The 20,706-nt window shown below is 61.6% G+C and carries 22 protein-coding genes; 16 read left to right on the top strand and 6 right to left on the bottom strand.

The window, feature by feature from the left end; translation table 11 throughout:
* Positions 1-122: 122 nt before the first annotated feature.
* Both V8J55_RS21365 and V8J55_RS21360 read left to right on the top strand, forming a co-directional pair.
* Positions 123-521 carry a 2Fe-2S iron-sulfur cluster-binding protein gene (locus V8J55_RS21365; RefSeq protein ID WP_336447575.1) on the top strand — a complete coding sequence of 133 codons (399 nt, stop codon included), beginning with the start codon at positions 123-125 and terminating at the stop codon, positions 519-521.
* Positions 522-549: 28 nt separating this feature from the next.
* Positions 550-1,404 carry a metal-dependent hydrolase gene (locus V8J55_RS21360; protein ID WP_336447574.1) on the top strand — a complete coding sequence of 285 codons (855 nt, stop codon included), beginning with the start codon at positions 550-552 and terminating at the stop codon, positions 1,402-1,404.
* 70 nt (positions 1,405-1,474) lie between these two features.
* On the opposite strand, the gene V8J55_RS21355 is transcribed toward V8J55_RS21360, so the two are convergent.
* On the bottom strand, positions 1,475-2,083 hold the full coding sequence (locus tag V8J55_RS21355; protein ID WP_336447595.1) for a TetR/AcrR family transcriptional regulator: 609 nt from the start codon (positions 2,081-2,083) through the stop codon (positions 1,475-1,477).
* 301 nt (positions 2,084-2,384) lie between these two features.
* On the opposite strand from V8J55_RS21355, the gene V8J55_RS21350 reads away from it, so the two are divergent.
* The 7 genes from V8J55_RS21350 (at position 2,385) to V8J55_RS21320 (ending at position 9,241) form a co-directional block, all read left to right on the top strand.
* Complete coding sequence (locus V8J55_RS21350; protein ID WP_336447573.1) at positions 2,385-4,607, top strand: TonB-dependent receptor; 2,223 nt, start codon at positions 2,385-2,387, stop codon at positions 4,605-4,607.
* 24 nt (positions 4,608-4,631) lie between these two features.
* The gene (locus tag V8J55_RS21345) at positions 4,632-5,831 is read left to right on the top strand and encodes an MFS transporter (RefSeq protein ID WP_336447572.1); all 1,200 of its coding nucleotides are present in this window, start codon (positions 4,632-4,634) and stop codon (positions 5,829-5,831) included.
* A 426-nt stretch (positions 5,832-6,257) separates the two neighbouring features.
* Complete coding sequence (locus V8J55_RS21340; RefSeq protein ID WP_336447571.1) at positions 6,258-6,770, top strand: YcxB family protein; 513 nt, start codon at positions 6,258-6,260, stop codon at positions 6,768-6,770.
* 196 nt (positions 6,771-6,966) lie between these two features.
* Complete coding sequence (gene sciP / locus V8J55_RS21335; RefSeq protein ID WP_336447570.1) at positions 6,967-7,248, top strand: CtrA inhibitor SciP; 282 nt, start codon at positions 6,967-6,969, stop codon at positions 7,246-7,248.
* Between the two features lie 242 nt (positions 7,249-7,490).
* Positions 7,491-7,961 (top strand): glycine-rich domain-containing protein, encoded by a 471-nt coding sequence (locus tag V8J55_RS21330; RefSeq protein ID WP_336447569.1) that lies wholly within the window; start codon positions 7,491-7,493, stop codon positions 7,959-7,961.
* Positions 7,958-8,779 carry a TIGR04222 domain-containing membrane protein gene (locus V8J55_RS21325; protein ID WP_336447568.1) on the top strand — a complete coding sequence of 274 codons (822 nt, stop codon included), beginning with the start codon at positions 7,958-7,960 and terminating at the stop codon, positions 8,777-8,779. The genes V8J55_RS21330 and V8J55_RS21325 overlap by 4 nt, the downstream gene beginning before the upstream one ends.
* 51 nt (positions 8,780-8,830) lie before the next feature.
* Complete coding sequence (locus tag V8J55_RS21320) at positions 8,831-9,241, top strand: Rap1a/Tai family immunity protein (RefSeq protein WP_336447567.1); 411 nt, start codon at positions 8,831-8,833, stop codon at positions 9,239-9,241.
* Between the two features lie 61 nt (positions 9,242-9,302).
* Here the strand turns inward: V8J55_RS21320 and V8J55_RS21315 are convergent, their stop codons facing one another.
* Positions 9,303-11,375 (bottom strand): TonB-dependent siderophore receptor, encoded by a 2,073-nt coding sequence (locus V8J55_RS21315; RefSeq protein WP_336447566.1) that lies wholly within the window; start codon positions 11,373-11,375, stop codon positions 9,303-9,305.
* Positions 11,376-11,430: 55 nt separating this feature from the next.
* On the opposite strand from V8J55_RS21315, the gene V8J55_RS21310 reads away from it, so the two are divergent.
* From V8J55_RS21310 to V8J55_RS21300, 3 genes are all read left to right on the top strand, one after another.
* Positions 11,431-12,615, top strand: a complete 1,185-nt coding sequence (locus V8J55_RS21310; protein WP_336447565.1) for a DUF1624 domain-containing protein — start codon at positions 11,431-11,433, stop codon at positions 12,613-12,615.
* Between the two features lie 147 nt (positions 12,616-12,762).
* Complete coding sequence (locus tag V8J55_RS21305) at positions 12,763-13,272, top strand: DUF3617 domain-containing protein (RefSeq protein WP_336447564.1); 510 nt, start codon at positions 12,763-12,765, stop codon at positions 13,270-13,272.
* Between the two features lie 555 nt (positions 13,273-13,827).
* Complete coding sequence (locus V8J55_RS21300) at positions 13,828-15,459, top strand: Na+/H+ antiporter (RefSeq protein ID WP_336447563.1); 1,632 nt, start codon at positions 13,828-13,830, stop codon at positions 15,457-15,459.
* Positions 15,460-15,606: 147 nt separating this feature from the next.
* Here V8J55_RS21300 and V8J55_RS21295 read toward each other — a convergent pair whose 3' ends face one another.
* The gene (locus V8J55_RS21295) at positions 15,607-16,068 is read right to left on the bottom strand and encodes a hypothetical protein (protein ID WP_336447562.1); all 462 of its coding nucleotides are present in this window, start codon (positions 16,066-16,068) and stop codon (positions 15,607-15,609) included.
* A 63-nt stretch (positions 16,069-16,131) separates the two neighbouring features.
* Here V8J55_RS21295 and V8J55_RS21290 point away from each other — a divergent pair, with 63 nt between their 5' ends.
* Both V8J55_RS21290 and V8J55_RS21285 read left to right on the top strand, forming a co-directional pair.
* Complete coding sequence (locus tag V8J55_RS21290; protein WP_336447561.1) at positions 16,132-16,758, top strand: hypothetical protein; 627 nt, start codon at positions 16,132-16,134, stop codon at positions 16,756-16,758.
* A 90-nt stretch (positions 16,759-16,848) separates the two neighbouring features.
* Positions 16,849-17,235: a DUF4087 domain-containing protein gene (locus V8J55_RS21285; protein ID WP_336447560.1), complete on the top strand. Its 387-nt coding sequence runs from the start codon at positions 16,849-16,851 to the stop codon at positions 17,233-17,235.
* Positions 17,236-17,279: 44 nt separating this feature from the next.
* Here the strand turns inward: V8J55_RS21285 and V8J55_RS21280 are convergent, their stop codons facing one another.
* Together V8J55_RS21280 and V8J55_RS21275 are read right to left on the bottom strand one after the other, a co-directional pair.
* A complete protein-coding gene (locus tag V8J55_RS21280; RefSeq protein WP_336447559.1) occupies positions 17,280-17,939 on the bottom strand; it encodes a hypothetical protein in 660 nt (219 codons plus the stop codon).
* Positions 17,940-18,128: 189 nt separating this feature from the next.
* Complete coding sequence (locus tag V8J55_RS21275; protein WP_336447558.1) at positions 18,129-18,623, bottom strand: hypothetical protein; 495 nt, start codon at positions 18,621-18,623, stop codon at positions 18,129-18,131.
* A gap of 216 nt (positions 18,624-18,839) precedes the next feature.
* Between V8J55_RS21275 and V8J55_RS21270 the strand changes: the two genes are divergently transcribed.
* Together V8J55_RS21270 and V8J55_RS21265 are read left to right on the top strand one after the other, a co-directional pair.
* A complete protein-coding gene (locus tag V8J55_RS21270; protein WP_336447557.1) occupies positions 18,840-19,151 on the top strand; it encodes a hypothetical protein in 312 nt (103 codons plus the stop codon).
* 244 nt (positions 19,152-19,395) lie between these two features.
* Positions 19,396-19,812, top strand: coding sequence for a DUF3703 domain-containing protein (locus tag V8J55_RS21265; RefSeq protein WP_336447556.1), 417 nt, complete (start codon positions 19,396-19,398; stop codon positions 19,810-19,812).
* 225 nt (positions 19,813-20,037) lie between these two features.
* Here V8J55_RS21265 and V8J55_RS21260 read toward each other — a convergent pair whose 3' ends face one another.
* Entirely contained in the window at positions 20,038-20,490 is a 453-nt protein-coding gene (locus V8J55_RS21260; protein ID WP_336447555.1) for a hypothetical protein, read from the bottom strand.
* Between the last annotated feature and the right edge of the window lie 216 nt (positions 20,491-20,706).

The raw sequence follows: 20,706 nt of genomic DNA, 5'->3' as shown, positions 1-20,706 counted from the left end.
CTGCAAGGACCTCTCCGAAGAAAACACCCGTAAAATCATGTTCGAAAACGGAATGAACTTCATGAATCTCAAATATTAGCGCTGCTGGACTGATCGTGACCGTTGCCGCAGGAACAGCCGTGATGACGAAGGACTCCAAACGCCCCGTGGATGGGCCCGATGCGGCATTCATGCCTGGGGTGGATGGCGACGGCGGGTTCCATCCGCGGGTCCGGTTCATCAGCGCAAGCGGCGAGACGACGTTCGTCGAGGGTCGTGTCGGCCAGTCGCTGATGGAAGCCGCGCGCGGCAACGGCGTCGACGCCATCATCGGAGAATGTGGGGGGTGCTGCGCTTGCGCCACCTGTCACGTCTATATCGACGCCCAGTGGCGCGATGTCGTCGGGCGCCCGTCCGAGGATGAGGATGCGATGCTCGATTTCGCGTCTGATCGTCGGCCTGAATCCCGTCTGTCGTGCCAGATCCGCCTGCGGCCCGAGTTGCATGGCCTGATCGTGACGACCCCGGCCAGCCAGGGCTGACCGGGGATTCGTCCAATGGAGATCTGAGATGAAAGCGCGCTATCCCAAGATCGACTATTCGCAAGTTCGGCCCGACTGGTCGCCGCACCGCGAATTCGCACACAGCGTGAACGCATCATCGACCATTCCGGCCTTTGTCGAACCGTGGCTAATCAAGGTGTTCAAGAAGGCGAAAGCGCTTCTCCCGGCAGAAAATTTCGAACTCCACCGCCGGGTCGACATCTTCATCGCGCAGGAAGCACAACATTATCGCCAGCATGCGGCGTTCAATCGCCGCATCCGCGAAGATTATCCCGAAATCGTTCCGTTCGAGAAGCAGATCGAGGCCGATTATGCCGACATGCTTGAGAACCGTTCGCTCAAATTCTGCATGGCCTATTCCGAGGGTTTCGAGTCGATGGGTCCGGTGGCCGCCGTCATGTGGTTCGAGAAATATGACCGGTATCTGGAAGGAGCCGACGATGCCGCGGTCCTCCTCTGGAAATGGCATATGGCGGAAGAATATGAGCACCGCGAAGTGTGCTTTCAGCTGTTTCGCGCCCTTTATGCTCGCACGCTCTGGGGACGCTTCTGGAACGGCTGGCTATACCGCTGTTACGGCTTCTACTCGGCATTGAAGCACCTCGGCGCCTATAGCTCGAAAGTCAGCAACGCCCTGATAGCAGTCGATCAGACGCGCATGGCTCCCGCGGATGCGGTGCGCTCGAAGGAAGCGCATGGCGAGTTCAGGGCCTTCATGAAGAAGCAGACCCTCCCGCAGTTGGCCAAGGTCCTCTCTCCCTTCTACGACCCGGCGAACAAGCCGGAGCCGAAAGGTTGGCGGGAATTTCTGAGCCGCTTCGAAAAGGGTGGAGACGTAGCTCACTCCGGCTCGCAGCTCTGAGGGCGAGCCCAACCGCATCCTTTTCGCGGTCAGAGTACAGCCGCCGCACTCGGGCTCGCGATGACGTTCGCTACAGTTGGTCGCGAAGCATTCGGACAAGGGCGAATTTCGTGTCCTCGGTCCCGATAGGCCAGCTACCGTCCGCGAGGCCGGAACTGAATTGTTCGATCATGATGACAAAACTATGGGCTGCGACCCGCCGACAGGCGCGTTGCCGCCCCTGCCCCGCCTTGACGTTGAACCCTGGGAACCGCGTCGCGAGGATGGCAGCGGAATCATCGCGCGCAGCACCGAATTGCTGCATGATATTGGCATCGAGCGCCACCGCGAGCCTGAAGAGCGCTACCGCCTTGCCGTTCGAAAGGCTCTCGCAGACAAGATTGTCGAACCATGACTGAATAGCGGCCTCGTTCAGGTCGGGCAACGCAGTGAGCGAGCGGAACCGCGCATGGCGATGTTCGATATGCTCCCGCGCTAGCGCTTCCAGCAACTCGAGCTTGTTTGAAAAATGGGCGTAGAATGTCGACCGGCTCACGCCAGCTCGTGCGATGAGCTGCTCGACCGACGTCTCAAGATAGCCCCCGTCGACGAAGGTCGCAAAGGCGGCTTCAGTGATCGCCTGGCGGGTTCGCGAGCGGCGAACCTCCCATCGGTTCGGGCGGACGGCATCTAGCTCCACCAGCAAGCATCCACGCTTTGTATCGCATGTATGATGAGACGCATCTCGTCCTCCGCCCGTCGTTGACAATCAAACAAACTGTATGACTTACATAACTCGATAGAAAGCAGGATGAGTCAGTTCGGGTCGAGATGCAATTACGATCAGCGATGATCGGCTTCGCGGCGCGCTTATTCCGGAACGCATGAGCTAGAGCTGCGAAAGTCGCTTCCAAGGCATCATGCGGAAGGTCTCACATCCTAACAAATCAAAGGATCCGCCGGGAGATCGCGGCCGGAAACCAACTGGGGAGGGAAAGTCGATGAAAGCACGTTCCAAACAGCTGCTGTGGACAGCCGCCTGCTCGGCCGCTCTGTCTGCCATGCCTGCTCAGGCTCAGTCCGAGCCGCCGCAGACCACGACGGGTCCGGGCGAACAGGCGGACGAGAGTGACCAAAGCGGCCTGGACATCGTTGTAACGGCACAGAGGCGGGAAGAGCGCATGAGCCAAGTGCCGATCTCGGTGACCGCCTTTAGCGGTGACGCATTGGCGACCACCGGCGTCGCCGACACGCGCGCGTTGACCCAGGTGACGCCCGGGTTGAACTTCCAGTCAGTCGGCTCGTCGGCCCAGCCCGTCATTCGCGGCATCGGATCCAGCGGTTCGTCGGTCGGCGACAGTTCCAACGTCGCGATTTACGTCGACGGTGTTTATCAGCCTTTCCAGGCCGCCAATTACCTGCAGTTCGTCGATCTCGAACGGATCGAAGTTCTCAAGGGTCCTCAAGGTACGCTGTTCGGTCGCAATGCGGCCGGCGGAGCGATCAACATCACAACCAAGACGCCGTCTTTCGACCTCACCGGCCGCCTAGGCGTGAGCTATGGTCGCTTTGATGAATTCGAAGCCATGGCGTTCGTTAATGTGCCTGTTGTCGACGACAAGGTCGCTTGGAACATTTCGGCAGATTATCTCGACGGCGGCGCATATCGCCGGGACATCAATCTCGACCGGAAACTCGGCTACAAGCATTTCCACACGGTCCGCTCGAAGCTTTTGGTCAAGCTCGGCGACCGGGTCGACGTTGTGCTTGCAGGCTATTACGCGCGCTTCAACGACTTGACGACGTTCGGCAATCAGCCGCTCGACGGCAACACGCAGGTTCGCGCGACGCTCCCGAATGTCTTGATCCCGACCGAAAAAAACACCTCAGCGCTTGGGATCGTGCCGCTCAACCGCGTGAAAACCGGCGGCGGCAGCTTGCGCATAACGGTCGACATGGACTGGGCGACCCTCACATCGCTCAGCGCCTTCTCGAAGGCACGTCAGTCGGTCGTCACGGATTCGGACCTCACTCCGGTGACCTTCTCGGAATCACGCATTCGCTTCGGCGACGATATGATTTCGCAGGATCTTGTGCTGGCATCGGCGTCGGGAGGGCGGTTCACCTGGCTGGCCGGGGCAAGCTATTATCGTGAGCGCGGCTTCTATCATCTGAGGTCGTACGGCGGCGAGTTTGTTTTCAACCCCAATCCCCGGCTGACGTTCGGCACCGATGTCGACGACATCCGGATTGACGCTTATGCCGCGTTCGGCGAGGCCACCTTCAAGCTGACGGATCGCCTCACACTGATAGGCGGTTTGCGCTACAGCCGCGATGAACCTGGTTTCTCCGGTAATACCATTGTCACAGCGACGGGTCTGCCGGGAACATTCGTGTCGGCAGATGATCATTTCGAAAAGCTGACCCCGCGGGCGTCCATCCGCTACGCTCTCACGCCGAGCGTCAACGCCTACGCCAGCTACAGCAGGGGCTTCAAGTCAGGCGTCTTCAACGGCAACAGCCTGCAGGTTCAGGCGGTCAACCCGGAATCGGTCGATGCATTCGAGATCGGGATCAAGGGGGCGCCATCGCGGAAGCTGACGTTCGACACCGCGGCCTATTTTTACAGCTACAAGGACCTGCAGTTCTCGGCCTTTGGCACCACGTCGATTTCGCCAACACTGAGAAACGCTGCACAAGCGGAGATCTACGGCTTCGAGGCCAATATGAACGTCATCCCGGCGCGCGGACTCACGTTGCGCGGAGGTATCGCCTATACCCATGGGGAGTATACGGATTTTACCGGGGCTCAAGGATTCCGACCTCGGACGGATGCGGCCGGAGTTCCGATCGGCGGCAACACGTCCTTCGTGCTGGATGCCTCGGGACAGCGACTGCTCAGGACGCCGCGCCTCCAGGCAAATGGCACAGCCACTTATGAGACCGACACAGCGAGCGGCGGCACAATTCTCGCCAGCGTCACCGGCTCCTACACCAGTCGGCTGATCTATGACCTCGCCGGAAATTTCCAGCAAAAGGGATTTGCGATCTTCAACGCCAATGTCGCGTACACCACGCCCGACGGGCATTGGCGCGGCACAATATTCGGCCAGAATATTTTTAACGCGCAGCCGATTGCGGGGGTTCTCATTTCAAACCTGTCCACCTCCGTCACCTACCAGCGGCCGGCACAGTATGGGCTGAAACTGGAGTATCTGTTTTGACGACGGTCAGGGAGATTTGAACCCATGATCCGCGCTTGGCTGGTAGTCCTGCTATGTTCGGTCATGATCATGATGGGCGCGGGTCCCGTCTATTATGCCTATGGCAATTATGCGGTGGCCTTTGCGAAGGATTTTGGCGCGCCGATCACGGTGATCAACGTCGGCTTCACGATGGTCGGCATCGTCGGCAATCTTGGCTCCGCGCCTGTCGGAATGGCGCTCGACCGGTGGGGCATTCGCTCGGTCGCTAGCGTCGGCATCGTCGGCACCGCGCTCGGTTTCCTGCTGGTAAGTGTCTCCACGGGGATTTGGCAGATTGTCATTCTTTTCGGCACGCTCATCGCGATGGCGGACGTCTGCATCGGTGTCGTGTGCACGAGTTACCTCGTCTCCCACTGGTTCAACCGGCGGCGCGGGCTCGCCTTGGGATTGTCGGTGCTCGGCGCATCGGTCGCCGCCATTCTCTTCCCGCCGCTGACGGACATGTTGATCCGCCAAGAAGGATGGCGCGCAACCTTTGTGATTTACGCCGGCGCTATGTTGGCGTTGCTGCCCGCAGTCTGGTTACTCGCTCGGCTCCCCGACGATTTCCCGCCCGCCGAACGCACCGGAACGGCTCCCCGCGGGCAAGATGCACGTATGCCCCTCGCCGACCTGTTTCGACATCGCGGCTTCTGGATTCTCAGCTTTGTCACTGGAGTCATGACTGGCGTCAATACTGGCACGATGGTCTCGCTCGTGACTTTTGCGGGCACGCGCGGCCTCACCACGGGGCAAGGGTCGCTTCTCCTCTCCGTGATTGGCGGCTGTGCCGTCGTTGGCAAAATCCTCATCGGATTCTCGATCGATCGACTTAGCCATGTCACCGCCCTGCGCATCGGAGTGGCCCTGCAATTCAGTGGAATGGTCTTTCTTGCCCTCGCCCCCGGCTTTACGACCATGCTTATGGCGGTAGCTGTTTTCGGTTTCGGAATAGGCGCCATGCTCCCTGTATGGAGCGCAAGCATAGCCGGACTGTTTGGTCTGTCGGGCTACGGTCGTGCTCTTGGCTGGTCGCGCGCCGCCATGACTCCGGTGGCGATGGCGTTTCCCCTTATGGCGGGCATGATTTTTGATAGTACTGGAAGTTACGTCTGGACTTGGAGCTGCTTCGCGATCCTGCTGGGCGTGGCATTTATGGCGCTGTTCGCAATGCCCCGCGCCAAGGCGCCGGGGATCAGCTGATTGATCTCGCGACCCGAAATCAGCTTCGGATTGACATCGCAGCCGATGTTGGGCCGGCTGATGAGAATCCGCCAGGTACAACATTGTGTCCTGTTATCGTCCTGATGCACTGCACCGGCGAGGTCTTCGTCGAAGAGGCCCTTCGGCAAAAGCCTTTGAACGTCATCCGACCTTCGTAGATACGCGGCTCCTGATGGCAGGATGGCAAATTCTGGCCGTTAGCAGCCTGTCCGCTTCCGGCGGCAAATCGCGACAAGCAGACGTTGGATAACGGGCCGAGCCCCTACGGCTGCATTCGAGCGATTGAAGAGGTTCATTGGCTTGATCGCGGTGCTGCAAACCGGACATAGTGCGACAGCAAATGTATCGCAGGTTTGGGGAATTATGCGACAGGTATGGAAACTTACCAGATAGGCAATGAGAGATATGAGCCGCAGCGTCACCTTCACTTTGACCGCCGACGACTATGTTGCTGCCAACAAGCTGTTCATACTGAAATATTCAACCTCGCGCTGGGCGCTCGTTTGCTGGCTGATGTTCGTTGCTTTGCTGCTTGGCTCGCTCTTCACGTTGGCGCTGCGATTCCCCGATGCGCCTTTCATTGCACTCTTCTTCATGTGCGTGGCGGTGGTGGTCACAATACCGCTCTACCAATATTATTTGGGCGCTGCCGTGTTTGCTCGCAAGGCCTATGCAGACCAGAAAAGTCTTCAGCACCCGATGACGGTTTCATGGTCTGAGGAAGGTTTTAGGAGCAAGGCACAGCAGGGCGACTGGAATGTTCCTTGGAACGACTATCTCAAATGGACGGAAGACAGCAAGGTGATCCTCCTTTATCAAGGCGCGCGCGTGTTTAACATGCTGCCTAAGCGCGTCCTCACGCCAGCACAGATCGACGACTTCAGGCAATTGGTGGCCGCCAACGTCAAGCACGCGTAAAAGGCCTTGGCTAAGATGGAGCCTTGGGTCGTCCGGAAGGTTTCAATCTGCTCCTGGCGCCGGCTGTGGCGCGGTGGACATTGCTCCGCGCCGCAGGCGATCAGATCGCGTCACCGAAAGAATTTGTTAAGGCATTTTGAGCAGACTTCCGTTGGGGGGCACTAAGCGGCGAAAGCCGCGCGATCGGAGAGTTCGCGTGCTCGAATATGATACGAGGCCGACGGCGGTCATGGGTCCTCTCGGGCCATTGACGATCGACGATCTGCCGTCGTCCGGCACGACCTATTGGGTCAGCCGCCGAAAGGCCGAGGTCCTGGCTGCGATCGACGGCGGATTGCTCAGTCTCGAGGAGGCGTGCGACAGATACAGGCTCAGCAATGAAGAAATCGGCTCGTGGCGGCGCTCGCTCGATCGCTCCGGACTTCCCGGGCTTCGCATCACCAAGCTCCAGCGATATCGGGGACGACATATAGATTGATCGATCGATGTCGCGCTACCCCCACCATGCGCGGCACCGGCCGGACGGCGCGGGCGACTGGTCCCGCTCGCGCCGTCCTTCCAAATTCGCTTTATGCACGCGCAAGCCCATGATATATTTCAGTTCTGATGCCAGCGCCGGATCACGCCCGACCGATCAGCCCGGACCATCCGGTGTGGCACGCGCTTCGGTCCTATGAGGTCGGCCCCGAGAAAGCGGATCTGACGTTCACGGCGCGCCTCGTGCGCGAGAATGGCTGGGCCGAAGCATACGCCGCACGCGTGTTCGACGAGTATCGGTGTTTCTGCTTCCTCGCCGCTACGAGCGACGCCGAGCTGACGCCTTCCGACGCCGTCGATCAGGTCTGGCACCTTCACCTCACCTATACGCGCGACTATTGGGAGCGATTTTGCCCCAAGGTGCTCGGCCGTCCCTTGCACCACGGCCCAACCGCCGGCGGCAGCGATGAACGCTCCCGCTTCTTCGACCAATATGCCCGGACGCTGCATCGATACGAACAGGTTTTCGGCGCGCCGCCGCCGGACGATATCTGGCCCGATGCGGCGCGGCGTCTGATCGACGATCCCCGCGCGCGCCGCGTCCATCCGCGCGATGGGGTCGTGCTGCCGCGAAGCGCGCTCCGCGGGGCATCCATCATTGCAGCCTGCCTTCTCGTCGGTGTTGGCCTATGGTTCGGGAGTGTCGTCTTATGACAATGTTCAGCCACGCAAGCTGGAGCGGCAGCGAGTTCCTCGCGCTTTATGCCATGCTTCTCATGGCCGTCATCTATCTCGGCTTTGCCATTCCGCATTCTCTCCGCGCCCGCGGCCGGGAAGCCCGATCTCTCCCGGACGAACAGGTCGCCTATCTGGCAGGCGGGCGCGAGCGTTATGCCGAGCTTGTCGCGACGCGGCTTATGACCGCAGATGCGATCGCGATAACAGCGGACCGAAAAGTCGCAATCCAGGGCACGAATGGCCTACACGGCCCCGGTGAAGCGGCGATCCTTGCCCTCCCCTCGCCGACCGACTGGAGCGCGATCGACCATGCGCTTCGCGCCAGCGCCGAGAACGTCCGCAAAAGCCTGATCGCCGAGGGGCTGCTCATGCGGCGGCCGCGTGTTATCCTGATCCGCCTTTGCCAGACGCTGCCCTATCTGCTCCTCATCGCGCTTGGCCTGTCGCGCTGGCGCTACGGCAACGCACTCGATCATCCGACCGGCTTTCTGACGGCGTTGATGATTCTGACCGCCTTTCTCACGCTGCTGCGCTGGTTCACGCTGGAAAAGCGAACCCGGAACGGCATCGCGACGATCAAGGACGCACAAGCGCGTGCCGAGCGTCTCCGCCGCGCCCCGATGCCGGATGAAATTCCCCTTGCCGTGGCGCTTTTCGGCACCGCCGTGCTCGCTGGTTCGAACCTCACCGATTTTCATCAGATGCGTACCGACAGCAACGGCTCGAGCGATGGCGGCGGCGGCTGTGGCGGCGGCGGGGGTGGATGCGGCGGGTGCGGCGGCTGCGGGGGCTGAATGACAAGGGACGCGTTCAATCTGCCGCTGCCCGATCGATGGAGTAAGAAGATGAAAGCAACATTTTCATGCCTGGCGCTGGTCCTTGCGGCTTTTCTGTCTTCAGCTTTCCATGCTGAGGTTTCTTCGGCAAAAACCGGCCCAAATGATGTGGTTCGGACCTGGAGCGTCAGCGGAAGCGAACTTATCAGCGCGCTGGAAAGACGGCCGGATTCGGGCGCTTTGGCAGGCTACGCTGACGATACCAAGGCAGCAGCCAAAGGCGCCGCCTACATAGCCGGCGTAGCGGATGCGACGAGCGCGAGTAGCTGGTGCGGGGCGGGATCGATCCTTCCCCATGAGCTTACCGATCGCGTCTACGCATATCTTCGCACTGTTCCGCCGGAGCGGCTCAAAGGGAACGCATCGACGCTGGTGATCGAGGGGCTGGCCGATAGCTTCCCTTGCGCTGCCGACAAATGAGCGCCGTCCAGACGGTCAAGGACGCAGGGGGGGGGCCGGCTTATGCCGGGCCACCGGCTGTTCAGTATCGAAGTTCGAGCGAAGCTTTCACCGTCCGCGGCGCGCCGGGAAATATCCAGACCGGACTGTAAGAGCTTTGCGCATAACGCGCATCGAACAGATTGTCGGCAGCGAGCCGGACCGAGGCGTACCTCGACAGGCGGTAATCAGCGCCGAGCTTCGCCTTCAGATATCCCGGCAGGACAAGGCCGCTCGTTTCGATCGCCCCTGCCCGCGGGCCGATATAGGCAATGCCGGCGCTCAGCGTCAGGTCGCGATCCTTGGCGCCCGCAAAACGCGCCGACACGAACATCGACCCTGCATGTTCCGGCACATTCAGCACCGCGTCGGTCGCGAAGGCCGCATCGTCGGCCCGCGCCTTCGTCCAGGCATAATTTGCCACGATCTGCCAGCGGCCGCCGAGCTTGATCGCCGCGTCGAGTTCGATGCCGCGACTGGTGAGCCGGCCAACCGGCGCCAGATAATTGTGATCGACGGGATCGTTCGTCAAAATCCCCGATTTCGAAATGTCGAACCAGGTCGCCGCCACATCGATACCCGGCCATGCCGCGGTGATGCCCAATTCATATCCCTTGCCGCGTTCGGGCGCGAAGCTCTCGAGTTCCCGGCTGGTGCCCGAATTCAGAATATAGCTTTCGCCCCAATTAGCATGGAGGGCAAAGACGTCGTTCACCCGATAACGGCCGCCGATGCGGAAGTTGAGCGGCTCGCCGACCGCCTGGGCGATCGCGCCCGTCCGCTCGTTCAATATGCGCTGGCGATAAGCATCGAAACGGACCCCGCCCGACAGCGTCAACCGATCGGTCGCGTCCCACATATCCTGCAGATAGAGGGTCCCCGACCAGCGGCGCTCGTGGTTCTGGGTGAAGGGCAGCAGCGGCGCGGCGCTGCTGCCGTAAACGGGATCGAAGATATCGATGCTGTGCGGGTTTTCCGCCGACGGATTGCGGCGCAGCCAATGTTCCTGATAGTCGAGACGATAGCCTTTCGCGCCGAAGCTCAGGCGATGGCGACCAAGTTCACCGGCAATTTCGATGCGCGCCGAGAGATCGTCGACGACGAAGTCGCGCTGGCGCCGCTGGCGCCACAAGGTCCGCCCGTCGACAAGACGCGACTGGTCGGACGAAAAGCCCTTGAGCGATCCCGTGCGCCACGCGATGCCGCCATTCAGCGCCCAGCCGCTGCCGAGGTGGGTAAGGCCGGTGAGCTGGTGCCGGTTGTTACGAAAGCGCGTCGTACCGTCGCCGGGCTCGCCGTAGTAGCGCGAGGCCGGGAGCGCATTGGCGTCGCCGTTCAGCGCCGGGATGCCGCGATCGAAGGGCGCATCGAAATGGGTGATCTCGCCCACATAGGTCAGCCGGATGCCCGCAGCCGGCTCCCAGGTCAGCGACGGCGCCACGACGCGCCGCTTCAGCGTGACATGATCGCGCCAGCCGTCGCTGTCCTCGGTCGCCACCACGATCCGCGCGGCAAGCTGGTCCGACAGCGGTCCGGTCACGTCGAGTTCGATCCGCCTGGTATCGAACGAGCCATAGGTGAGGATCGCGCTGGCCGACGGCACGAAGCGCGGCGTCTTCGAGACGATGTTGACGCGGCCTGCCGGATCGATGTCGCCGAACAGAGCGCCCGCCGGCCCTTTGAGCACCTCGATGCGCTCGGCCGTTGCCGGGTCGCGCGGCGGCCCCATCCCGCGGTTGGCGAGGAAGCCGTCGACATAATATTCGGCGCCGCCATCGGGTGTACCCAGAAATCCGCGGATCGCGAAATTGTCGAGAAAGCCACCGCGGTTATTCTGGTTGCTGACCCCACTCACCAGTTCGAGCGCGTCTGAAAGACGGGAGACTGCAGCCGCGCTCAGGAGATCGCGCTCAAGCGACCGGCTCGACGGCGACATGCGCTCGGTCGCGGTATCCGAAGACAGCGTCCGGTCAACGCGACCGCTTCGCGTGCCGATGACGACGATTTCGCTCGCTTCGGCATCGGGCGCCCGAGGACCGGAATCTTCCACGAGCGCTGACGTAGCGGGCGCAGCAGCGGCGAGAGCAGCCGAGGCCGCGAGTTGGGAGAGGGACAAGGGCTTGCCTATTTTGTTATGATGTATCATTACCCATTGCGAAATGAATATCGCCTTGTCAACCGCCGCTCCCCCGGCCCCCCTTGCGGCGCCCGCCCCCTTCCTTTCCCGGTCCCGCATCGAATCGATCGACGCGCTGCGCGGTCTCGTGATCCTGCTGATGCTGGTCGATCACACGCGCGAGTTTTTCTTCCTGCATGCACAGGTCAGCGATCCGATGGATGTCGCGGCGACCTCGCCCGCCCTGTTCGCGACACGGCTCGCCGCGCATCTGTGCGCGCCCGTCTTCGTCGCGCTGACCGGGCTCGCGGCGTTCCTCTATGGCGATGCCAAGGGAAGCCCGAACGCCGCCTCGGCCTTCCTGTTCAATCGCGGGCTGTTCCTCGTCGCGCTGGAATGGACGGTGATCAACTTTGCTTGGACCTTCGACCTCACTCCCGCGACCGTCTTCCTGCAGGTGATCTGGGCGATCGGCCTGTCGATGATCACGCTGGCGGCGCTCCTGCATCTGCCGCGCGCCGCGCTGATCGCCGTCGGCCTCGCGATCATCCTCGGTCATAATCTCCTCGACGGGATCGCGTTCGAGGATGGAAGCTGGGGCAACGCCCTCTGGGCAATCCTGCACGAGCGCGGTCATATCGCGCTGCCGTGGGGCGGCACCGCGCGCACCTCCTACCCTCTCCTCCCATGGATCGGCGTCATCGCGCTCGGTTATGCGATCGGCCCGTGGTTCCGCGGCGAGGTCGCCCCTTCGATCCGTCGCCGACGGTTGATCGTTCTGGGGGCAGCCGCACTGTCCTTGTTCATGGTGCTGCGCATCGTGAACATCTACGGCGAGCCGCTCCCCTGGTCGGTCGGCAGCGATGCGGTGCATAGCGCGATGAGCTTCCTCAACCTGACAAAATACCCGCCCTCGGCAGACTTCCTCTTGCTGACGCTGGGAGCAGGCGCCATTCTGCTGGTGGCGTTCGAGCGGCTTGCCGGGTCTGTGCGCGCGATCCTCGTCACCTTCGGATCGGTCCCACTCTTTTTCTACATCCTCCACCTCTATATGCTGCATCTGCTCAACCGGCTTGCGTCGATGGTCTGGCCGGCGGGCGATGCAGGATTTGTCAGCGTTCCTGGAGTCGGCTGGATTTGGCTGCTCGCGGTAGCGGTCGCGGTCCCCTGCTGGTTCGCATGCCGCTGGTTCGCGCCGCGCAAGCGTAAAAGTTCGAAATGGTGGATGCGTTATCTTTAAAGGGTGTGTGCCGACGCCTGCGCCGATACGTGGCTTAGGTGCATCCCGTTGAATTCTTGATTCATGCCCGCTCGCAATCGCTTGGGGCGTGAAGCGTTTGCGACCTCCCGGGGGACCCAAGAGCAACAGTCGAAGGAATATCGAAGCATGAAGAAGTTTTTGACGGTCGCCGCGCTGTACGCAGTGCTGGTGTTGGGCGGCTGCGGCAAGAGCAACGATACGGTGGCTGCGCCGACCGGGACGGTGAAGCGCGAAGGCGGGAACTGGAAGACCGACGTCAAGCTGGTCAAGTTCGAGATGCCGGGCGTTCCCGATAATGTGAAGGACCAGATGTCGAAGCAGTTCGCGGCCGCCAGCGGCACCGAACAGTGCCTCACGCAGGAACAGGCAGACAAGGAGGATGTCGCCGGTGCGCTGTCGAAAGGCTATCGCGAGGCCTGCACCTGGAGCAAGAATCAGATCGGCGACGGCAAGATCGACGTTGCGGGGACATGCACACAAGGCGCGCAAAAGGTTGAACTCGCCCTCGCAGGAACCCTCGGCGCCATGAAGACCGACGTTCTTGTCATCTCGAAGGGCAAGTCGCCGATGGGTGGCGGCGACTTGGAAATGCAGATGCAGGTCACCAGCGCCAACATCGGCCCCTGTAAGGGCTAAGCTCAGGTGAGGAGAAGGGGCGCGGTCGGCGACCGTTCCCCTTTTCCAATGGTCAATCCCTAGAGACAACGACATCCACCGCGGACAAATTGAATGTCCGCAGATGAATACGCCGCGCATCTCGCCGGCGTGGGCCTGCGGTTAGACAACTGCCGTTCCAATGAAGGCGGAACAACTACTACGAGAGGACCAAGCGTACTTAATTCGCTGCCACATGCCTCTCCCGACCGGGAACATATGAAGAGAATCCGATCACGCCGGTCGCACTGGCGGAGGGCCGTGGGTTTCGCTTTTCCGAGACCTGTTCCCGACTGCTATTCCCACAATGCCTTATTGACATGGAAAACAGGAACTTTCCGCCGCCATGGAGGCGAGAGAGAGGGCTGATGGTACTTGGTGTACAGGGTAGCGGACAATCTCGGCGATAATGGACAGGCCCATTTCAGCGGTAGACCTGCTCTCGGAAATGCCAGAATCGGCCTGCTTCCGTCCAGGGTTGCGCCGCGCCAGCCCCGCCCTCTAAAATGGCCAAACCCCGCGAAATGGAGATGGTTCTTGGATACGGTATCGATCGTACTCTTTCTGCTGTTGGCTGTTGTCGTCAGCGGAGCGATATCGCGGATGCTGCCGATATCCTTGCCGACGCCGCTCGTGCAAATTCTCCTCGGGGCGGCCATCGGCCTGTCCACTCCCTACAGGGTCGAACTGGACCCCGAACTGTTCCTGCTGCTCTTCCTGCCGCCGCTGCTGTTCCTCGACGGCTGGCGCATCCCAAAGGATGAGCTGCTGAAGGACGTCTCGACCGTGGTCGAACTTGCGCTCGGCCTCGTACTGATGACGGTCATCGGCATGGGCCTGTTCATCCACTGGATGATCCCGGCGATGCCGATGGCCGTCGCATTCGCACTTGCCGCCGTCGTATCGCCAACCGACCCGATCGCCGTCTCCTCCATCGCGGCGCGTGTGCCGATCCCGAAACGAATGATGCACATCCTTGAAGGCGAATCGCTCCTGAACGATGCGTCAGGCCTCGTCTGCCTTCGCTTCGCGATCGCCGCAGCGCTCACCGGCACCTTTTCCGCGGGCGCCGCGGCGCTCAACTTCCTCTGGGTCGCCGGGATCGGGCTGGCGATCGGTATCGCGGTGACGCTGGCGGTGACGCGCGCGAAGGCTTGGGTAACAAGACGTTGGGGCGAGGACACTGGCTCGCAGATTCTCGTGAGCCTGCTGATCCCGTTCGGCTCCTATCTGCTCGCCGAACATGTCCATGCCTCGGGCATCCTCGCTGCGGTGAGCGCCGGGGTCACGATGACCTTTGCCGAAATTTCGCGCCAGGCAATGGCCGTCACGCGTATGAGGCGCAACTCGGTTTGGGACACCATCCAGTTCACCCTCAATGGTATCATCTTCGTGCTGCTCGGCGAGCAATTGCCCGCGATCCTCGCGGGCGCGAATAAAACGGTGGCGTTGACCGGACACAGCACCCCTTGGTGGCTCGGGGTCTATGTTATCGCGATCGTCGCAGGGCTGGCGGCGCTGCGCTTCGCCTGGGTATGGGTTTCGCTGCGGCTCACCATCCTGCGCAAACGCGATAGACATGACGAACTGCAGAGTCCCGACTGGCGGCTGGTCGCCGCCATGTCGTTCGCCGGCGTGCGCGGAGCGATCACGCTGGCCGGCGTCCTGACCTTGCCGCTGGCACTCGACGACGGCACGGCCTTTCCTGCTCGCGATCTCGCGATCTTCCTCGCTGCGGGTGTCATCATCGTATCGCTGCTCCTGGCCAGCGTCGCGCTGCCGCTGTTGCTGAAGGGGCTGGTAATGCCTCCCGAGCCATCCAAGCAAGCCGAGGAGGATGCCGCCCGCGTGGCGACAGCCGAGTCCGCGATTCGCGCGATCGAGCGGCGCCAGCACGCGCTCGCCGAGGAGCGCGGCGAAGCTGATATCTACGCGGCCGCAGGCACGCGCGTCATGGATTTTTACCGCGAACGCATCGAGAGCCGTAGCCAAGGTCTTTCTGAAGCGCGCCGGGAGGAGGAACAGCTTGTCCGGGACTTCCAGCTTGTAGGTGTCAGTGCCGAGCGCGAGGCGCTCGTGGAACTCGCCCGCACTCGCGCAATCGGTAGTGAGGTGGCCCGAAAGCTGATCCGTGAACTTGATCTGTCAGAGGCGCGTTACCGCGGCTAATGGCCGCTTGCTGCCTGACGGCTTTCGGCTTCGCGTCGGAATAAGCGGACATTGTTTTGCGAGGCAGTGGCAAGCCAAACTGCGACGATGCCCAGAAGAAAAAAGTCAGATTGTGCCCGTCAAACCGCTAGCACGGTGAACCACCCGTCATTTCGACCGTGCCCAATCCTTCACCTGTTCGCTCGCCTCGCCGAGTCGCTCGCGAGCGGCGTCAGGCTGCCTGAAATTGCAGCCGAAATCGAAGCGTAATATCGTGTCCCTACCGGCTCGTCGCCAGTTGAGCACGCCGCCCCCCTGGTCGGTGACTGCGCCGTCGCAAGGCAGTTCGCGCATGCTCTCGAGCGGCTGCAATATCGCCCGGATGCGCTCGAAACCCCGCGGTCCGGCGTCAAAACTGCCATCCATCGTTTGTCGGATCGTCGTTCGATAGGATCCGCGCCCCGACCGATCGATCCACCATTCGGTGCGTCCGCCGGTCCAGCCATTGCCGGTTCCCGCATAGGAAATCCGGTCGGGCGTGTCAGCGCCCGAAACGCCCGGGACCGGGTCTTGCGGACCGGCAAGGCCTGCCAGAGCGATTGCGGTGAGCGATGCAAGATTCCAGATCATCGGGACAACTTCTTTGCCTTGACCGGCGACGGGTTGCAGGTTCCTGCGAAACGCCGGCGAGCGATGCCACATACCTTCTCCATAGCCATGAACGGTCTCGAGCGCGGGCTCAGTGACGGTCATCACATTGCATCCAGAAAGGCTGGGATAGCATTCTCTTACCGGTATTCCGGAAAAAAGCACGGCCTACCGGTGATTCTGATCGGCCGGCCCGATGAGGAAATAATTATGCCCAAGATCCATATGCTGACCGGTAGCTTCGCGGCCATGCTGCTGTGCAGCGCTTCAATGGTTGCGGCGAGCGGCACCGTCTCGTCGCCCGAACGGCAGCAGACGATGGAGAGCTTCGACGCCTGCCTCGCCTATCTCGAGGACAGCGCCGCCCAAGACAGCAAGAGTGAAGCACCGCTCAGCGGAGATGCCGAAGGCAATCGTCGTATCGTCACGATCGAACGGAGGACGGATGGCATCGAGCGATCGGGCAAGGCCAGTGCGCACTATGGAGCGCGGGTGTGGTATTCGAACGGCAGGCCACGCCCGGATCTCGGCCAAATCGAATGGCGGGCGAGTTGGGAAGAACATGACTATAAATGCCGCGGGCGGATGCTCATCATCAACACGTCCCAAGGCTATACGCTCGAAAGCTACCAGCCGATGGAAGCTGGCGAAACGGCGGAAAGTCAGCGGTAACTAAGGCGCCGATTGAACCCATTGCCTTTTCGGCCGCGGAATGAACCGATAATTCACGCGGGACGAACCCGCATACGAAAGACCGTCGTTATGAAAATCACACTCCCCTTGACCGCCTGCATAGTCTCTGTCCTCTGCCTCGGCTCCGTTTTGCCGGCAGCGGCGCGGCAGGAAACTGCCCAGAAGCGATGCGGCTGGCTCTCCAATCCGTCGCCGGGCAATAGCTATTTTTTCGATCGCGACGGGCGATGGATAGTTGGCGAGCAAGGTGGTTACCAGATATCGGACGCGGATGAGGCACGGCTGCCGGCCATGGGGCGTGGAAGCTCGGTCGTCGATCGCCGCGGATACGGTTACTCTTGTACCTGCCTCGACATGCAGGTGGACAAGAAAAGCCGGCGGGTCGTCCGCATAGCCTCGGGATCCCCGCTGCCGCTCAAGACATGCCGGGCCGACAAGCGGTTGCCCAAGATGTAGGCCGGTGCCGCCTGCCGGCCATCACTCGGCGATAGCCCCTTTGTTTAACCGGGATGAATACATTCGCGCAGCCGATCGCGCGCGCCGTTTCCACCGCTCCACCCGATATCGGACACGCGCTTGCCGTCGACCAGTATCTCGAACTGCTCGACATCGAGCATCGTATCGATCGCCTTGTCGATGTCGGGCACGGTCAGCGAGATGGCGCCGAATGCCTGACCCGGCATCGTATAGTTGACCGCCTTTACCGTCTGGGCGGGATAGCGCGATTGTTTCATCGTGACCGTGATCGTCCGCATGTCGGCGGGCTGCGGGATATCGTTGCTCCAGAAGGTCAGCATGCCTCCGTCATAATCGGGTCCGGGGCCCGAGATGGTGACCAACTCGCCCTGTTTCATCCAGACCGCCGTGCAGGTTTCACCCGGTTTCGCTCCTGGGTCAGCCTGAAAGAAATCCCATGCACCGAGATGCATTCGCCTGAACGCGGGGTCGCGCGCCATCTTCTCGTCGATCGCGGCAGCGCGTGCCTGCTCGGCGGCGAGCAACTTCTGCCGCGCCATTATATCGCGTACCATCGCGTCGAGGACCGGATCGTAGGACGATGCCGCGGCGACGCTCGCCCCGTAACCCGATCCGCTCCCGCCGGAAGCCGGACCCGCGACGCAGATCGGGAAGGGCGCGAGACCGGGCGAGCCACCAGCCATTCCGACCTGCCTTTCACCCGGCGATCCGTTGCAGGGATAGCTGCTCTGTGCCGCGGCGGTCCCGGGCATCAGGAAAATGGCCGCTGCGATGCATGCCGGCGGCAACAAACAAAAGGCTGCTTTCATGTCATATTCCGATTGTCCGCGCGGGAGCGCTCGGGGCCCGGTGCCGTTGAAGTTTCATGCGGCTCAACGCCAGCCGCTGAACGGGCCATTTTCCTCGTCCGCCGGAACGAAGGTCGGGACGCCGGAAGAGGTAAGCGGAACGAGATTCCTGGCGCCGCACTGCCGGTTGCTCGTCGAGGTGGTGCCTTTCAGCACATCGAGGCCCGACCATTGCTTGCCCGGACTGTCGGTCAGACTGCCGGCATATCCGCTGAATATGATGTAATGTGTATTTCCGTTGCTGAAGCGCAGGCTGGTCTGCTGACCGCCACCGCCGCCAACGACGACGTCGCTGTGAACGCGGCCGTCCTTGCCGTTGCTGCTGATCTGCATTTCGGGGACCTTGCCCGGCGTCCCGTAACGATAGGTCAAAAGCCGATCGCTCGCGCAAACCGACACGCGTTTCTTGCCGAGCTCGCACGAGAAAACGGGCGTCTCCGCCGGCTTGCAGAAGGTAGCGCCGCCCGTGGCGGCCGTGGCAGCAGCAAGGGAAAGCGCCACCGGGAACAGGGAAAACATAAGGACTCCTCGATTGGGCAGCATCGCTGCAAATTCGGTGCGCGGCCGGCCTACGCGACAGCCATGTCACTGTTCGGATTATTAAATCACGATCAAGGCCAATCTATGATCGCAATCACAGATTTTCGAAGCAGTGCGAAATATTGCGGTCGGCGCCAGCCCGCGAAGGCCGGTTGCCGCCGCCATTGTAGCGGCTCCCGATGGAGGAGATATTCGATGAAGCCCCTGTTCCTTGCCTCTTGTCTCGCCACCAGCCTGCTGATGATCCCGGCGTCCGCGGCCGCCTCCCTGCCGATGGTCGACGGCGTGGGATCCTATACGCATTCGCAGGTCATGAAACACAGGAGCGATAGCGGCAAGAAAGCCACGCCGAGCCGAGCCGCCAAGAGCAGGGCGTACCGGCGCTCGCTGATGCCCGAACATAGTCGCCGGGCCAGGAAATTTGGCAAGGCGCCCGCCGACCGCTGGCTCGAAGGAAGGGTACGCAGCTATGAGCAAAAGCTCCGCGGCGGCAAACCCCAGCGCTAGATTCAGGTGCATAAGCGGGAGTCCGAATTTCCGACCAATTGGCGACCACCAAGCATCGAAGGGACGTCTGGCATCTGAATCTCATCTGCCTGCTCGGACACTAGAAACTAAAAGATATCGGGGCGAGTTTTCCTCTGCCGGCTGGTGTTTAAACTGATATGCGCAATGCACCGTCCGCAAAGGACGGTCGCTAGACAGGTGACGGCGGCGATGGCGCTGCGTCGCAGCTACGGGGAGGTTTGCCATGAAACCAAGCGTCAAAGCCGCCTTTGCCAGCGAAATGGACCATGCGCGATCGGCCGAGGCAAAAGGCGATCTTGCGCTTGCCAAGCACCATCTGGAACGGGCTCATATTCTCGGCCAGCGCTGGTATGTCTCGCATATGAAAACACATTTCCACATGTTGCGGCTCGCGCTCAGACAGTCGGACACCCGAGAAGCGCGTGGGCAGCTCGTCCGGTTGATCGGAGCCGGCCCCTTCCACCTTGCCGGTTGGGTTCCCGTGGGCAACACGGGCGGAGCTGATGTATCGGCAACCCTGCCAATGCCGATCCCGTCCGACTTGCAATCCCATCTCGAAGGTCAATCGCTGCGCAACGGCCTGATCGCACGCGGCGCCTTCCTCGCCGCGCTTGCCGCTTTCCTGCTTTTTGCACGATGAGCCAACGGCTCATCAATATCCCGATTACACGCTACCCATCGGCGCCGTTGGTGCATCGCCGCCGGGCTTGGCCGGAAGCGGACTGACGGCTTTCAACTCTACGCCGTCAAAGGCGGACGTTGCTTTCGAGACCGATGCCAAGCCAGACCACGACGGCCAGAAGCACCATTGCCTCGAAGAAGGCAGGATATGGCCGTCAAGACCGTTCGGGCAATGAACCGTTAATCATCTTGCCCGCGCCCATAGCTGCATATGTTCGCTCGCCTCGCCCAGCCGCTGGCGGGCGGCGTTGGGCTGGCGAAAATTGCAGCCGAAATCGAAATGCAACCTGGCTTCCTGCCCGCCGCCTCGCCAACTGAGCACGCCCATCCCCTGATCGGTGACCGCCCCATCGCAAGGCAGTTCACGCACGCCCTCAAGCGGCTGCAATATCGCCCGGATGCGTTCGAAGCCCTGCGGTCCCGCGTCGAACCTGCCGCTCGCCTTGTGGTCGATGGTCGTACGGTAGGAGCCACGCCCCGAACGATCGATCCACCATTCGGTGCGCCCGCCGGTCCAGCCATTGCCGGCCCCCGCATAAGAAATCCGGTCCGGTGTTACGGCAGGAGCAGGCGGGTCTTGCGGATCGGCAAGGCCAGAAAGAGCGATTGCAACCAGAGACGCGAAATTCCAGATCATCGGGACAACTCCTTTGCCTGAAGCGGTGATCCGTTGCTGGCTCCGGCAGGGGACGCCGTATCCTCGCCTCTCCGCAGCCATGAATGCCATCGACCGCCGGTTCAGTGACCGCCGTCACATCGAATCCGGAAGAGCCGGGATAGTGATGCAGGGGCTGTTGCGGCTACCCGGGTTTTGCACTCGCGGCCAGTTCGCTGCCGCGCGCCGCCGCACAGA

Origin of the sequence: Sphingopyxis sp. CCNWLW2 (assembly GCF_037095755.1) — a bacterium.
Taxonomy (GTDB): domain Bacteria; phylum Pseudomonadota; class Alphaproteobacteria; order Sphingomonadales; family Sphingomonadaceae; genus Sphingopyxis.
This window is presented reverse-complemented; position numbering and strand designations above follow the sequence as displayed.

Excerpts from the sequence above, each read along its gene's own strand:
- V8J55_RS21270 (WP_336447557.1), top strand. The coding sequence starts at position 18,840 with ATGAAGCCCCTGTTCCTTGCCTCTTGTCTCGCCACCAGCCTGCTGATG.
- V8J55_RS21265 (WP_336447556.1), top strand. The coding sequence starts at position 19,396 with ATGAAACCAAGCGTCAAAGCCGCCTTTGCCAGCGAAATGGACCATGCG.
- V8J55_RS21340 (WP_336447571.1), top strand. The coding sequence starts at position 6,258 with ATGAGCCGCAGCGTCACCTTCACTTTGACCGCCGACGACTATGTTGCT.
- V8J55_RS21345 (WP_336447572.1), top strand. The coding sequence starts at position 4,632 with ATGATCCGCGCTTGGCTGGTAGTCCTGCTATGTTCGGTCATGATCATG.
- V8J55_RS21290 (WP_336447561.1), top strand. The coding sequence starts at position 16,132 with ATGCCACATACCTTCTCCATAGCCATGAACGGTCTCGAGCGCGGGCTC.
- V8J55_RS21275 (WP_336447558.1), bottom strand. The coding sequence starts at position 18,623 with ATGTTTTCCCTGTTCCCGGTGGCGCTTTCCCTTGCTGCTGCCACGGCC.
- V8J55_RS21285 (WP_336447560.1), top strand. The coding sequence starts at position 16,849 with ATGAAAATCACACTCCCCTTGACCGCCTGCATAGTCTCTGTCCTCTGC.
- V8J55_RS21350 (WP_336447573.1), top strand. The coding sequence starts at position 2,385 with ATGAAAGCACGTTCCAAACAGCTGCTGTGGACAGCCGCCTGCTCGGCC.
- V8J55_RS21305 (WP_336447564.1), top strand. The coding sequence starts at position 12,763 with ATGAAGAAGTTTTTGACGGTCGCCGCGCTGTACGCAGTGCTGGTGTTG.
- V8J55_RS21365 (WP_336447575.1), top strand. The coding sequence starts at position 123 with ATGACGAAGGACTCCAAACGCCCCGTGGATGGGCCCGATGCGGCATTC.
- V8J55_RS21320 (WP_336447567.1), top strand. The coding sequence starts at position 8,831 with ATGAAAGCAACATTTTCATGCCTGGCGCTGGTCCTTGCGGCTTTTCTG.
- V8J55_RS21260 (WP_336447555.1), bottom strand. The coding sequence starts at position 20,490 with ATGATCTGGAATTTCGCGTCTCTGGTTGCAATCGCTCTTTCTGGCCTT.
- V8J55_RS21295 (WP_336447562.1), bottom strand. The coding sequence starts at position 16,068 with ATGATCTGGAATCTTGCATCGCTCACCGCAATCGCTCTGGCAGGCCTT.
- V8J55_RS21325 (WP_336447568.1), top strand. The coding sequence starts at position 7,958 with ATGACAATGTTCAGCCACGCAAGCTGGAGCGGCAGCGAGTTCCTCGCG.
- V8J55_RS21280 (WP_336447559.1), bottom strand. The coding sequence starts at position 17,939 with ATGGCTGGTGGCTCGCCCGGTCTCGCGCCCTTCCCGATCTGCGTCGCG.
- V8J55_RS21360 (WP_336447574.1), top strand. The coding sequence starts at position 550 with ATGAAAGCGCGCTATCCCAAGATCGACTATTCGCAAGTTCGGCCCGAC.